Consider the following 12,297-nt stretch of genomic DNA (forward strand, 5'->3'; position numbering starts at 1 on the left):
TGCGTCACTTCCTTATCCGACGAAGATGTTCAGCGCGATGACGATCACCAGCGCGATACCGGCCAGCAGTACGGGCCGTTGGTACCAGGGCAGCGAGGGGGATTCCGGATCCTGCAGCTGCTCCTTCGGGGTTTCGGAATGCACCAGGCCGACGAGCTCGGCGGCGGGTTTGGGCGCGGTCACCTTGCTCACCGCGACACTGAGCACGATGTCGACCACGAACGCCACACCGGCGGCGAGGAAACTCGCGCCCTGACCGGACAGGTGGAACACCTCGGTCTGGTGCAGCACGAAAATCACGACCGCGGAGAGGGTTCCGAACACCAGGCCGACCCAACCGGCCGTGGGCGTCATCCTCTTCCAGAACATACCGAGGATGAATGTCGCGAACAACGGCGCGTTGAAGAACGAGAACAGCGTCTGCAGGTAGTCCATCATGTTCGAGAAGCTGCCTGCGATGAACGCGGTGCCGATCGCGACCACGGTGGCGCCCACGGTCGCGAGCCGCCCGACGGTCAGGTAGTAGCCGTCCGGCTTGTCCTTGACCACGTACTGCTGCCACAGGTCGTAGCTGAACACCGTATTGAACGCCGAGATGTTGGCCGCCATACCGGCCATGAACGCGGCCAGCAGGCCCGCGAGCGCCACCCCCAGAAGTCCGTTGGGCAGCACGGCCTTCATCAGATACAGCAGCGCCTGGTTGTAGGTGACGTCGCCCTGTCCCGTCGCCTTGTACTCGGCCATCTGCGGCACCAGCACCGCGCTGATCATGCCGGGCACCACGACGATGAAGGGCACGAACATCTTCGGATAGGCGCCGATGATCGGGGTGCGCCGCGCCGCGGAGATCGAATGCGTCGCCAACGCGCGCTGCACCTCGACGAAGTTGGTCGTCCAGTACCCGAACGAGAGCACGAAACCCAGTCCGAACACGATGCCGACGACCGACAGGATGTTGTTGCCGAAACCGCTGAGCTCGTTACCGGGCCAGGAGTGCAACTGCTCGGCGCCGCCCGGCGACGCCGTCACCTTGTCCTTCAATCCGTCGATCCCACCGACCCGGTGCAGGCCGACGAGGGTCAGCGGCAGCAGCGCGGCCACGATGACGAAGAACTGCAGCACCTCGTTGTAGATCGCGGCCGACAGGCCACCGAGGGTGATGTAGGAGAGAACGATCACCGCGGCGACGATCACCGACACCCACAGTGGCCATCCCAGCAGCACATTCAGGATCGAGCCCAGCAGATACAGGTTCACGCCCGCGATCAGCACCTGCGCCAGCGCGAAACTGATGGCGTTCACCAGATGTGCACCGGTGCCGAAGCGGCGGCGCATGAACTCGGGAACGCTGCGCACCTTCGAGCCGTAGTAGAACGGCATCATCACCACGCCGAGGAACAGCATGGCGGGCACCGCGCCGATCCAGAAGTAATGCATGGTCGGCATGCCGTACTGGGCGCCGTTGGCCGACATGCCCATGATCTCGACCGCACCCAGATTCGCCGAGATGAATGCCAGGCCGGTCACCCACGCCGGCAGCGAACGGCCGGACAGGAAGAAGTCGATACTCGACGACACGCGCTGGCGGGCCAGCAGGCCGATGCCGAGCACGAAGACGAAATACAGTGCGACCAGGGCGTAGTCGACGGGTGCCGCATCCAGTCGCAGGGTGGTGCCCTCGGCCAGTAGGGAAGTGCGTGCCGTGCCCCCTGCCAGCACCGAATCGAAAACTCCTGGGGGCGCAGCAGCGGGTGGCATACAGCTCTCCTGTCGAGGGGATCATCGTGTGACCGGTCGGGCCGTGTCCGGATCCTAGCGGGTTGTTAGCGCTCACAGGGTGAGATCACGCGGCTGCCGGTGCGTGTCCGCGACCATCGGCCCGGATGCGCAAGCGCGGGCAGCAAGTTTAGAGGGCATGACAAGGCGAGTCTTTCCCTCCATGATCGAATCGGTTGCCCATATCCTGAAGGCACCGTGTGTGATTCGACGCCCCGGCTCTCCCGATGAACGAACGGAAAAGCCGCGGTTCGGGATTCGCACCCGCCATCCGGCGGGTCCGTAGGGAGGAAGCGAAAGGCGCGGGGGGCGAAGCGAGAGGCGCGGTCCGTCGGGACGAAGCGAAAGGCACGGTCCATCGGGACGAAGCGAAAGACGTCGTCCATCGGGGTGAAACGGAAGGCGTCGTCCACGGGGACGAAGCGAACGGAAGGGGGCCGATGACACCGGACGAACCGCAGCTCACCGACATCCGGCGCCTGCTTCGCGGGCGGTTCGAAAAGTCTTGGCGCACTGCGGCGGCGGTCGGCGCGGCGATCCTCTGGATACCGCTGATCGCCGACACCGGCGCGGTGGCATTCGTGGTGACCGCCGCGGTGATGGCGGCTACGTTGACGATGGTCGGCACCGGGGTTCGTCGTCATCGTCCCACGGCGCCGACCGCGTGGTACCTGTTGGCCGCCGCCGTCGTGCTCTTCTCGGTGGGCGGCATGCCGCGCGACGGCCTCGCCGATCACCGGCCTCCGCTCGCCGACGCGGCGACGCTCATCGGTTACGTCGGCGTGGGCGTGGCGGCATTCCTGTGGCTGCGACCCCGCCGCAGCCACAGCTGTCATCCCGACCAGATGCTGGACTCCGGGCTGATCGGGCTGGGTGCGCTGCTGGCGGCGTGGACTTTCCTGATCTCCCCGCTGCTGCATGCCGCGCACGGCTGGGACGTGAGCACGGTCGTCGCGGTCGCCTACCCCGTGATCGATGCTTTGGTGCTGACGCTGGTCACCCATTCGATGGTGTCCTCGAGCCGTTCGGAGATCTCGCTGCGACTGGTGCATGTGGCCCTGCTGTCGATCGTGCTCGCCGACCTCGGCAGCAGCCTGCAGGCCGCCGACTCGCTGCGGCTGAGCCACGGCGCGCTGCTGGTGCCCATGCTGGCCGCCTATCTAATGGTGGGCCTGGCCGCGCTGCATCCGACCATGGTCACCGTCGGCCGGCCCCGCCGCATCGAGCCACACCAGTCCCGACGGCGGGCCAGCCTCATCGCGGTGGCGCTGGTGATGGCCTCCCTGGTGCCGACCGTCGGGGCCCGGCTGGGCACCGTCGATCGGCTCGTGGTGTCGTCGCTGCTGGCGTTCCTGCTGGTCGGGGTGCTCGCCCGCAGCGAGCGCGCCATCCTGCGCAGTGCCCGCAGCGAGCGGCGCGCGCAATACCAGGCCGATCACGACATGCTGACCGGTCTGCTCAACCGCTCGGCCCTGTTGCGCGCACCCATCGTCGATTACGACCGGTGGGCCGGACGGCCGCTGTGCATGCTGTTCATCGACCTCGACGGATTCAAGGCGATCAACGACGGGCACGGCCATGCCGTCGGCGACGAGCTGCTCGCCAATGCCGCGGCCCGCATTCGGCGCGTGATCCGCCGCGACGATCTGGCCGCGCGATACGGCGGGGATGAATTCGTCGTCCTGGCCGCGGGCGGGCGCGCGGAGGCCACGGTGCTGGCCCAGCGGCTGCTGGCGGCCTTCGACACACCGTTCGAGCTCAGCGGCGGCCAGGCGCGAGTCGGTGCCAGCATCGGAATCGCCTGCGGTGGGCCGCGCAGCGCCGACGCCACCGTCTACGACCTGCTGCGCGAGGCGGATTCGGCGATGTACCACGCCAAGCAGTACTCGCTGGGGTACGCGTTCCACGACGACGCGCGGCACCGAGCGCATCCGGAGGTCGCCCGGCGGCCGTGGCAGCGCGAGACCGCGGTCTGATCCACCTCGGCACCGCGGTTGCCGAATCGGTGAACCATCGCGATTCGGCAACCGATCCGCCGACCGTCAGCCCGACAGGTCGTCGAGCATCCGGCGCGCCTGCTCGAGTTCTGCCTGCAGCTGTTCGACCTTGGCGCGCTGGGCGGTGCGCACCGACTCCAGCACCGAATCGACGACCTCGGCGACCTCCGGGTGCAGCAGTTTCGCCGCCTGCGCGACGGCCGAACCCGAGACCGACAGGCCGCGAACCGTGCGCTTCTTGCCGTTCACCACATCGACGGTCCACTCGCCGTCGGCGGTGCCGGACAGCGTGACCGTCACCTCGGGCGCCTTGGCCTTGCGTGCGGGCGCGGCCTTCTCACGCGCGGGGCGAGCGGCGCCTGACTGCTTCGCAGCAGGCTTGGTGGAGGAATCGGCAGGCTTGGCCGAGGAGTCAGCGGGCCTGGAGGTGGCGTCGGCGGGCCTGGGGGTCGATCGGTCGGCCGATTCGGTCGCGGCGGCAGCGGGATTCGCCGGTGTCGGGCCGGGCGGCGGCGACGTGGGCACGGGCGTGGTCACGGGCGACGACATGGTCACTGCGGTGTCCTTCCTGGTTGCCTGGGTCTGCTTCGCGGACTTCTTCGCCCCGGCCGCGGTGCGCCGGGCCGGTTTGGTCAGCGTCACTTCGGAGGGCGAGAACGACAGCACGTCCTTGGATCCGGTGGGCCGTACCTGGAGGAAGTCACCCTCGGCGGGATCACCGAGCGCGACCACCTTCCCCGAGCGCCCCTCGGGCACGCCGACGGCCGCCGCGGTGAACCACACCATCGGCGGCCGACCACCAGCGATTTCCGTGGCGATCTGCCGAATCTCGGTGTCGGACAGCGGTTGTGGCTTCGTTCGACGGGACGACATGGTGCACTCCGGACGGACTCGTAGACATCTGCGTGTCAAGAGCATGCCCCATGGCACCGACAAGTCCACATCGCCCGGTTTATCCGCGCTGCCCCACTCGTTCCGGCAAATGTTGAGCTACATACAGGTTCGGTCCGATCTCATCCAACCAGAAGGATCGTAGGCGCCACCGCGCCCACGCGCGGCGACTTACCGCATTTCCCCTCGTGCGATGCTCAGGCAGCCTGGCTCACATGCCGCGCGGACTCGCCGATGACCGCCTCGCGATCGCCGATCAGCATGCGCTGGAACTGCAACTGCTCGCGGCGACCTCGGGCCGCGGCACGCTCGGCACCGCCGGGCAGCAACAGTGCGGCACCGCTGCGGGTGAGGTTCACCGGGATACGCACCAGCGGATACCACGGCGGCATGTAGGCGGGCAGCCCGAGATGACGCATCGCCTTCGGTCCCAGGAATGTGCTCGCGATGGACAGGTGCTGTGCCCGCGCGAGGCGTCCGCGCAGGCCCGCCAGATTGCGGAAGTGCCAGCCGAGCGGCTCGTCGGCCATCGGCATCGCCAGCTGCGGAGTGGTCTCGTCGGGATTGGTGATCGCGGTCATGCAGTGGTAGAGAATCTGCACAGCCTCACGGAAACCGTTGGGCAACCACTCGTCCCGCACGCCGATCAGCCAGCCCACGTAGCGGGTCAGATGCGCGGCGGCGTCCAGGTCCGAGCGGGTGGGCACGAATCCCATCGGTATGGCACCGACGAACGGGGCGATCAGCGCACCGACCAGGGTCGCGGCCATATCGGTCTGATTGATCGGCACGCCCCACTCGTCGCTGTCCCAGTCCGGCAGCGCCGCGACGTGCCGGCGCACGAACGCGTGGATGAGCCGGACCCGAATCGTGGAGCGGTAGCCCAGATTCCGCGGCCGCATCCCGTCGTCGGAGGTGACGTCCAACGCCCACTGCAGGGTTTCGGCGAAACGCTTCGCCGGACCCTTCTCCAGCGCGCCGGTGCGGACGAGGGTCTTGTTGAATCCGGAGGCCAGATAGCCGCCCAGCAGCGCCACGTCGCGGGCCACGTACAGTCCGTCCGCACCGCCCGCACGGAAGACCCGTTCGGCTCGGCGAATCTTGTCCCAGTCGACCCAGTCCGGCACGGCCTCGTAGCGAACGAAGAATTCCCGCAGCGGCCGCGGCGCCTGCGGCACACTGTCGATGCCCTCGGCCAGTGCCTGTTCGAACAGCGGCCGGGTGCGATCCATCCCCTCGGCGTACATCCACTCGACCACCCGGTCCATCGGCTCGTCGCCGACGAGCAGCGCCTCCCCCAGGGCATGCCACTGCCGCGGAGACGGCTTGCCGATGCCCATCAGCAGCGCGAACGGCCGCAGCCCCGGAACCTTCCGTGGCGACTCGGGGTGTCGGCGCGGAATGGTCGTATTCATCGGTGCTCTCCTTTGAGCCGGCGACATGCATGAGCGACGAGCGCCATGAAACAATGTAGGTAAGTTTCTCTCATTGAGTCAGTCGCGTCAACCGTTGCTGTCATGTCCTCTATATGCTCGTCACATAGACCCGGTAGCGTGCCTCTTCCATGAGGAGTTCGGTGGTTGTCGGGGCCATCCGATGAGTTCGCAGCATTTACCCGCCCTGCGCGACGAACGCCGGGCCGTGCTCGATTTCTGCCGCGACCTGGGCGATCAGGAGTGGGCGGCCGCCAGCGCCGCACCCGGCTGGTCGATCGCCGACCTGCTCCTGCATATGACCACGCTGGCTCGCGCCCTGGTCACTCCGACCGCGGCCGCGGTGCTGACCTCGCGCGATATCGAGCGGCTCAACGATCAGCTGGTGGACGAAAGACGGTCGCACACCACGAAATACCTGATCAGCGACTTCACCACCTGGAGTGCGCGCAGTTGCCGCGCCTTGACGGTACTCACCGCGCCGGGCCCGCATCTGCTCCGGATTCCGATCGGCGAATTGGGCTGGTATCCCCTGGATCTCGTGCCCGCGATGTTCGTCTTCGACTGGCACACCCATCTGCGCCACGACATCGCCCCGGCCCTGAACCGCCCGCCGCCGCCGACCGATCCGCGCCGCATGACCGCGGTGCTGGCCTGGCTGACCGCACTGCTGGAGCGCTCGCACCGAGAGGCGCTGGGCTGGCTGGACGCACCCGTGGCGCTGACCCTCACCGGTCCCGGCGGCGGCACCTGGCGCCTCGAACCCCGGGGCGGCCGACTGCGCGTCCACCGCGGGGAGGCCGCCGGTGCCGCGGCGCATATCGCGGGTCTGGCACTGGAATTCCCGCAGTGGTCGACGCGGCGGGTGCCGTGGCGCGCCTGCGCGGTGGCCGTGACCGGCGACGCCGAACTCGGTGCGCGGGTCCTGGATTCGATCAACCTGGTCTAGGTGGTGGCGACCAGGAACTCTTCCCCGCCCGATGGGCGCAGGTCGTCCGGCCAGTGGGTGAGATAGCGGTCGGCGAGACTGGCCGCCGAGACGTGATGGGCTGCGGCGAAACCGTTTTCGCGTGCCAGTTCCAGCATCCGCTCGGGGGTGAAGAAACTGATGAACGGGGTTCCGGCGGCCCGTGCGCCGCGCTCGGCCGTCTCCCGCCCGGGGCGCTCGGACGGATCGGTGAGATCCAGCGGCATCATGAACGTCATGGCGAATGTGGACCCGGCGGCCAGGGTCGCGACCTGGCGGAGAGTGGCCGCGATCGCGTCCTCGGTCAGGTACATGCTGACGCCGGTGGAGGCGACGAGCGCCGGGCGGGCGATGTCGAAACCGGCGGCCACGAGCCCGTCCCACCACGAATCGCCCGCCTCGAAATCGACCGGCACGAACCGCAGCCACTCCGGGATGGGATAGCCCAGTTCGGTCAGGCGCTGCCGCTTCCATGCCTGCGTTTCGGGCTGATCGACCTCGAAAACGCCGAGTCCAGAGGCGATCTCGGGTCGGCGCTGCGCGAAGGTGTCGAGTCCGGCACCGAGGATGACGTACTGGTCCACGCCGCGAGCGGCCCGCTCCTCGACGAGATCCTCGACGAAACGGGCGCGAGCCACGACGTTGGCGCGCATGCTCTTCGAGAACCCCGGCGCCATATCCGGTCGGCCGCGCCAATCGTCGTCCGGGGCGATCATCCGCAGGCCGATCCGATCGTCGAGCACGTGCGGGTGCGGATCGATCTCGGTATGGAGGGCCCGCCACAGCGCGACCCGCACGGCCGTGTGATCGGGGCCGACGGAACACGCATCGGCCATGGTGCTCAGCTCTCCTTGCCCGGGGCCTGCAGGTTCCACAGGTGCCCGTCCGGGTCGCGGATGATCGCCTCCTGGGTGCCGTAGTGGGTGTCCTCGAACGGCTGTACCACCTCGACATCGGGGCCCGGGCGGAATTCCCGTGCGTCGGCGACCTTCAACGCGATCTGCACCCGCGGTTCGTGATCGGCGGGAACCTCGGCGAGGAACAGGTACGGACCCTCGCCGTTGCGGAACAGGCCCGAATTGTGGTCGGTCGTGAACTCCGGTTCGAAGCCCAGCGCCTGGAAGAACCGGGCGGCCTTCCCCCAGTTGTGGGTCTCGACGAATACGGCCTCGAAGCCTTCGGTCGACATGTCAGCTCTCCTTGTCCTGCGTTCTCGGTTGCTCACGAGGCTCGTCGAGGTAGGCGCGCAGCGCCTCGGCCACCAGCGCCGACAGAGAGCTACCCGTCTCGATGGCGCGAAATTTGACCTGCTTGATCAGCTCGACCGGCAGGTACACGTTGAACTGTTTGACTTCCTCGTCGGCCACCCGACCGATGCTAGCATGCTAGCAAGCTAGATCCCGGCAAAAAGCACGCCGGGAAATGAGGAAGGGCGGCACACGCCGGGATGAGGAGAGCGCACACGCCCGATGAGGAGAGCGCACACGCCGATGAGGAGGGCGCGCAGGTGGGAACGAGGAGGGTGCGTTACCGCTTCAGTTCTTCTGCGAGGGCGCTGGTGAAGGCGTCGACGTCCTCGGGGGTGGTGTCGAAGGCGCACATCAGGCGGACCTCGCCGGTGTCCTCGTCCCAGACGTGGAAGGGGTGGCGGTGGCGCAGGCGCTCAGTCACGTCCGGGGGGAGGATCGCGAAGACGGCGTTGGCCTGGACCGGGCGCGCGATACGGACGCCGTCCAGGGCCTCGGCGGAGCGGGCCAGGCGCGTGGCCATGGCATTGGCGTGCAAGGCATTTCGCAACCACAGATCGCCGCCGAGCAGGGCCTCGAACTGGACCGAGAGAAAGCGCATCTTGGAGGCCAGCTGGGTGGAGAGCATGCGCAGGTATTCGAGGTCGTGGATGCGGTCCGGGGAGAGTACGACGACGGCCTCCCCCAGCATCAGGCCGTTCTTGGTGCCGCCGAACGACACGATGTCCACCCCGACGTCGGTGGTGATCGCGCGCAGCGGGACGCCGAGGTGCGCCGCGGCATTGGCCAGCCGTGCGCCGTCGACGTGGACCAGCATGCCCAGGTCGTGGGCGTGATCGCAGAGCGCGCGAAGTTCGTCGACGCTGTAACAGGTGCCCAGTTCGGTGCTCTGGGTGAGCGAGACCGCCAACGGTTGCGCGCGGTGTTCGTTGCCCCGCCCCCACGCCTGGCGGTCGACCAGTTCCGGAGTGAGCTTGCCGTCGGGGGTGGGGACCGGATAGACCTTGATCCCGGCCACCTTCTCCGCGGCACCGCACTCGTCGGCGTGCACATGCGCGGTCTCGGCCGCGATCACCGCACCCCACCGCGGCAACAGTGCCTGCAGCGCAACGACATTGGCGCCGGTACCGGTGCAGACCGGATAGACCCGGGCCCGCTCGCCGAAGTGCCGGGCGAAGATCTCCCGCACCGCGGCGGTGTACTCGTCGGACCCGTAGGCGGCCTGGTGACCGCCGTTGGCCGACGCCAGCGCCTGCAGCACCTCCGGATGGATCCCCGCCCAGTTGTCGCTGGCGAATGCGCGTGCGGTCGGATCGTGTCGGCTGACGACATCGGTCACGGATTCTTCCTCTCCTCGCGGGTCAAGATCGGCAGCGCCGCTCCGAGTCATAGCAAACGCGACTACCATGCGCAGTACACCCGTGCGGGTGATCGATGAGCAACCCATCCGCAGGGGGCGGGTCGCCACGCTGTGACGGCCCGATCGGCAACGCAAGAGGGGTTTCGAGGTGGATAGGCCGGCGTGGGCGCCCGAGGGCGTGGACATGACGCATGCGAGCCCGGCACGGATGTATGACGCCCTTTTGGGCGGCTCGCACAATTTCGAGGTCGACCGCCGTGCCGCGGAGATGGGTAAGAAGCTGGTTCCGGACCTGCCGCGACTGGCGCTGAGCAACCGGGCGTTCCTGCGCCGGGCGGTGCGGTTCCTGGCCGACGCCGGGATCCGGCAGTTCCTCGACATCGGCTCGGGCATCCCGACCGCGGGCAATGTGCACGAAGTGGCGCAGGAGCTGGACCCGGATATCCGGGTGCTCTACGTCGACATCGATCCGGTGGCGGTCACGCATTCGCGGACCATCCTGGCGGGCAACGACCGTGCCGATGCGATCCAGGCCGACCTGCGCAAACCCGATGAACTACTGGCCCGGGCCCGAGACACCGGACTGATCGACTTCGCCGAGCCGGTCGGGCTGCTGCTGGTCGCGGTCCTGCATCTGGTACAGGACGAGGAGCGGCCGGTGGAGCTGGTTTCGGCGCTGCGCGAGGCGGTGCCCGTCGGCAGCCATGTGGCGATCTCACATCTCACCTCGGCGCAGCGGCCCGACGATGCGGCTCGCCTGGGCGAAAATTCGGCAAACGAGAGCGGCGTCGGCATCAGATTCCGCGACCGCGACGCCATCACTGCCATGTTCACCGGCTGGGAGCTGGTGGAGCCCGGCGTGGTCGAACTGCCCCTGTGGCATCCGGAATCCGACCGCGATCTGCACGAAGCGCCCGGCCGCTCACTCGGTTTGGCGGGTATGGGACGCAAGGTCTGAGCGGGACGACGGGGCAGACAGGGGCCGAGGTGGGTTCGTACGAGCTGGCGGTGCGGTGGGCCGACGCGCTCGACGGCGTCGTGGCCCCCACCCTCACGCGGACCCAGATCGAGGCCCTGCTGGCCGGGCTGACCGATGAACTGCTCGCGGTGCTACGCGGGACGGTCGACACCGATACGGCCCGGCTGGCGGCCTCGGCGCTGGTCGCGGTCAACTACCGCGACGAGGCCGCGGTGAGCCGGTCGGTCCGGTTCATCTGCCAGGACCTGGTGGATGCGCTGTGCCCCGGCCGTACGGGCCCGCAGTACGACCACATTCGCGAGCGGGCCGTCACGGTGGCCGCCGACTTCGCGGCCGGATTCACCGCCGCATTGCGGACGGCGGCGCTGGCCGAACAGGAGACCACGCTGGCCGCGGCGCTGGCGGCCGCGCAGGAGGCGCAGGCTCAACGCCAACTGTCGGAGGCTCGGTTCGCGGCGATCTTCGCCGGTGCCTCTGTCGGTATCGGCACCATCGACGTCGGTACCGGCACGGTGGTCGATGTGAACGCGGCGATGGCCGACATGCTCGGGGTACCGGCGGCCGAGATTCCCGGCCGGGCGGTCGCCGATGTCCTGGGCGGCGCCAATATCGGCACCGCCTACCACCAGTTCCAGCAGCTGCTCGCCGGTCGCATCGACCGATTCCGGTTGGAGACCGACCACACCCGCCCGGACGGCGATCACACCATCATCGACCTGTCGATGTCCGCGGTGCGCGATGCCAGCGGTGCGGTGCGCTTCCTGGTCGGCGTCGCGGTGGACGTCACCGAGCGCAAGGCCCTCGCCGACCGCCTCTGGCACGACGCGCATTACGACAATCTCACCGGCCTGGCCAACCGGGTGCTGTTCCTGGATCGGCTCGCGCAGGCCGTCTTGCCGATCGGGCTGTGCTATCTGGATCTGGACGGTTTCAAGGAGGTCAACGACGAGTACGGCCACACCGTCGGTGATCAGGTGCTGGCGGTGGTCGCCGACCGGCTGCGCGGCGCCGCGGCCCCGGGGCTGGTCGCCCGGCTCGGCGGCGACGAATTCATCGTGCTGGTGGAGGGCTGCGCGGGACAGGATCGGCTCGTGGCACTGTCGGGTCGGCTCCTGGCTGCCCTCACCGAACCCATTCATCTTGCGGGACATTCCATTTCGGTCGGCGCCTCGATCGGGACCACGCTGGTCGCCGAGCACCCCGAGAATATCGACGATCTCCTGCACACGGTGGATACGGCCATGTACCGCAACAAATCCCGGCGGCACCGGCCTCGTCCGCGCCAGCCCCTCTAGCCGGCGCTCATCGGGCTCAGAAATCCATGCCGCCGATCCCGCGCGGCGAGGACTCCGGCTCGCCCGGCCGCGCATCGCCCCGCGGCTCGGCGGTGACCGATCCGTGCTCGTCCCCGACATCGGACTCCCGCGATTCGGCGGGCCGCGCGCTGCCCCGTCCGAACAGGCGGCGTAGCCCCGAGCCCACAGCGGCGCCGAAGTTCTCGATGGCATCCCGAATCGGCATGGGCGACCTCCTCCTGCGACAACACGGTCACCCCGGGCATACCCGCCCTTTCCCGAACCACACCGCAGCAGGGTGCATGGGGTGACCGGGCGGCTTTCGTGGTTTTGCCGATGGACGCGGAGGGTG

The 12,297-nt window shown here is 68.4% G+C and carries 12 protein-coding genes; 4 read left to right on the plus strand and 8 right to left on the minus strand.

The features are described from left to right. Positions 1-12: 12 nt before the first annotated feature. Complete coding sequence (locus IU452_RS00525; protein ID WP_228816254.1) at positions 13-1,758, minus strand: sodium:solute symporter family protein; 1,746 nt, start codon at positions 1,756-1,758, stop codon at positions 13-15. Positions 1,759-2,216: 458 nt separating this feature from the next. Here IU452_RS00525 and IU452_RS00530 point away from each other — a divergent pair, with 458 nt between their 5' ends. Further along, positions 2,217-3,752 carry a GGDEF domain-containing protein gene (locus IU452_RS00530; RefSeq protein ID WP_195106865.1) on the plus strand — a complete coding sequence of 512 codons (1,536 nt, stop codon included), beginning with the start codon at positions 2,217-2,219 and terminating at the stop codon, positions 3,750-3,752. 66 nt (positions 3,753-3,818) lie between these two features. On the opposite strand, the gene IU452_RS00535 is transcribed toward IU452_RS00530, so the two are convergent. Beyond that, entirely contained in the window at positions 3,819-4,646 is an 828-nt protein-coding gene (locus IU452_RS00535) for a DUF6319 family protein (RefSeq protein ID WP_195106866.1), read from the minus strand. 215 nt (positions 4,647-4,861) lie between these two features. Further along, positions 4,862-6,079: an oxygenase MpaB family protein gene (locus IU452_RS00540; protein ID WP_195106867.1), complete on the minus strand. Its 1,218-nt coding sequence runs from the start codon at positions 6,077-6,079 to the stop codon at positions 4,862-4,864. A 181-nt stretch (positions 6,080-6,260) separates the two neighbouring features. Between IU452_RS00540 and IU452_RS00545 the strand changes: the two genes are divergently transcribed. Then, on the plus strand, positions 6,261-7,046 hold the full coding sequence (locus tag IU452_RS00545) for a maleylpyruvate isomerase N-terminal domain-containing protein (RefSeq protein WP_195106868.1): 786 nt from the start codon (positions 6,261-6,263) through the stop codon (positions 7,044-7,046). Here IU452_RS00545 and IU452_RS00550 read toward each other — a convergent pair. The 4 genes from IU452_RS00550 to IU452_RS00565 all read right to left on the minus strand — a co-directional run bounded on the left by IU452_RS00550 (position 7,043) and on the right by IU452_RS00565 (position 9,650). After that, the gene (locus IU452_RS00550; RefSeq protein ID WP_195106869.1) at positions 7,043-7,900 is read right to left on the minus strand and encodes a class I SAM-dependent methyltransferase; all 858 of its coding nucleotides are present in this window, start codon (positions 7,898-7,900) and stop codon (positions 7,043-7,045) included. The two genes, IU452_RS00545 and IU452_RS00550, sit on opposite strands and share 4 nt — an antisense overlap. Before the next feature lie 5 nt (positions 7,901-7,905). Continuing rightward, positions 7,906-8,253 (minus strand): VOC family protein, encoded by a 348-nt coding sequence (locus IU452_RS00555; protein WP_195106870.1) that lies wholly within the window; start codon positions 8,251-8,253, stop codon positions 7,906-7,908. A gap of 1 nt (position 8,254) precedes the next feature. Further along, positions 8,255-8,431, minus strand: a complete 177-nt coding sequence (locus tag IU452_RS00560) for a CopG family transcriptional regulator (RefSeq protein WP_195106871.1) — start codon at positions 8,429-8,431, stop codon at positions 8,255-8,257. A gap of 160 nt (positions 8,432-8,591) precedes the next feature. Continuing rightward, positions 8,592-9,650, minus strand: coding sequence for a low specificity L-threonine aldolase (locus IU452_RS00565; protein WP_324192368.1), 1,059 nt, complete (start codon positions 9,648-9,650; stop codon positions 8,592-8,594). A 169-nt stretch (positions 9,651-9,819) separates the two neighbouring features. Between IU452_RS00565 and IU452_RS00570 the strand changes: the two genes are divergently transcribed. Together IU452_RS00570 and IU452_RS00575 are read left to right on the plus strand one after the other, a co-directional pair. Beyond that, on the plus strand, positions 9,820-10,629 hold the full coding sequence (locus tag IU452_RS00570) for an SAM-dependent methyltransferase (RefSeq protein ID WP_195106873.1): 810 nt from the start codon (positions 9,820-9,822) through the stop codon (positions 10,627-10,629). Between the two features lie 29 nt (positions 10,630-10,658). Then, positions 10,659-11,945: a diguanylate cyclase domain-containing protein gene (locus IU452_RS00575; protein WP_195106874.1), complete on the plus strand. Its 1,287-nt coding sequence runs from the start codon at positions 10,659-10,661 to the stop codon at positions 11,943-11,945. Positions 11,946-11,961: 16 nt separating this feature from the next. Here IU452_RS00575 and IU452_RS00580 read toward each other — a convergent pair whose 3' ends face one another. Next, complete coding sequence (locus IU452_RS00580) at positions 11,962-12,171, minus strand: hypothetical protein (RefSeq protein ID WP_195106875.1); 210 nt, start codon at positions 12,169-12,171, stop codon at positions 11,962-11,964. Positions 12,172-12,297 lie beyond the last annotated feature (126 nt).

This window comes from Nocardia transvalensis, assembly GCF_015477765.1.
Lineage (GTDB): Bacteria > Actinomycetota > Actinomycetes > Mycobacteriales > Mycobacteriaceae > Nocardia > Nocardia transvalensis_A.

What these genes read in the sequence shown, in the direction of transcription:
- IU452_RS00555 (WP_195106870.1), bottom strand. Translation starts at nt 8,253, where the DNA reads ATGTCGACCGAAGGCTTCGAGGCCGTATTCGTCGAGACCCACAACTGG.
- IU452_RS00525 (WP_228816254.1), bottom strand. Translation starts at nt 1,758, where the DNA reads ATGCCACCCGCTGCTGCGCCCCCAGGAGTTTTCGATTCGGTGCTGGCA.
- IU452_RS00540 (WP_195106867.1), bottom strand. Translation starts at nt 6,079, where the DNA reads ATGAATACGACCATTCCGCGCCGACACCCCGAGTCGCCACGGAAGGTT.
- IU452_RS00545 (WP_195106868.1), top strand. Translation starts at nt 6,261, where the DNA reads ATGAGTTCGCAGCATTTACCCGCCCTGCGCGACGAACGCCGGGCCGTG.
- IU452_RS00550 (WP_195106869.1), bottom strand. Translation starts at nt 7,900, where the DNA reads ATGGCCGATGCGTGTTCCGTCGGCCCCGATCACACGGCCGTGCGGGTC.
- IU452_RS00580 (WP_195106875.1), bottom strand. Translation starts at nt 12,171, where the DNA reads ATGCCGATTCGGGATGCCATCGAGAACTTCGGCGCCGCTGTGGGCTCG.
- IU452_RS00530 (WP_195106865.1), top strand. Translation starts at nt 2,217, where the DNA reads ATGACACCGGACGAACCGCAGCTCACCGACATCCGGCGCCTGCTTCGC.
- IU452_RS00535 (WP_195106866.1), bottom strand. Translation starts at nt 4,646, where the DNA reads ATGTCGTCCCGTCGAACGAAGCCACAACCGCTGTCCGACACCGAGATT.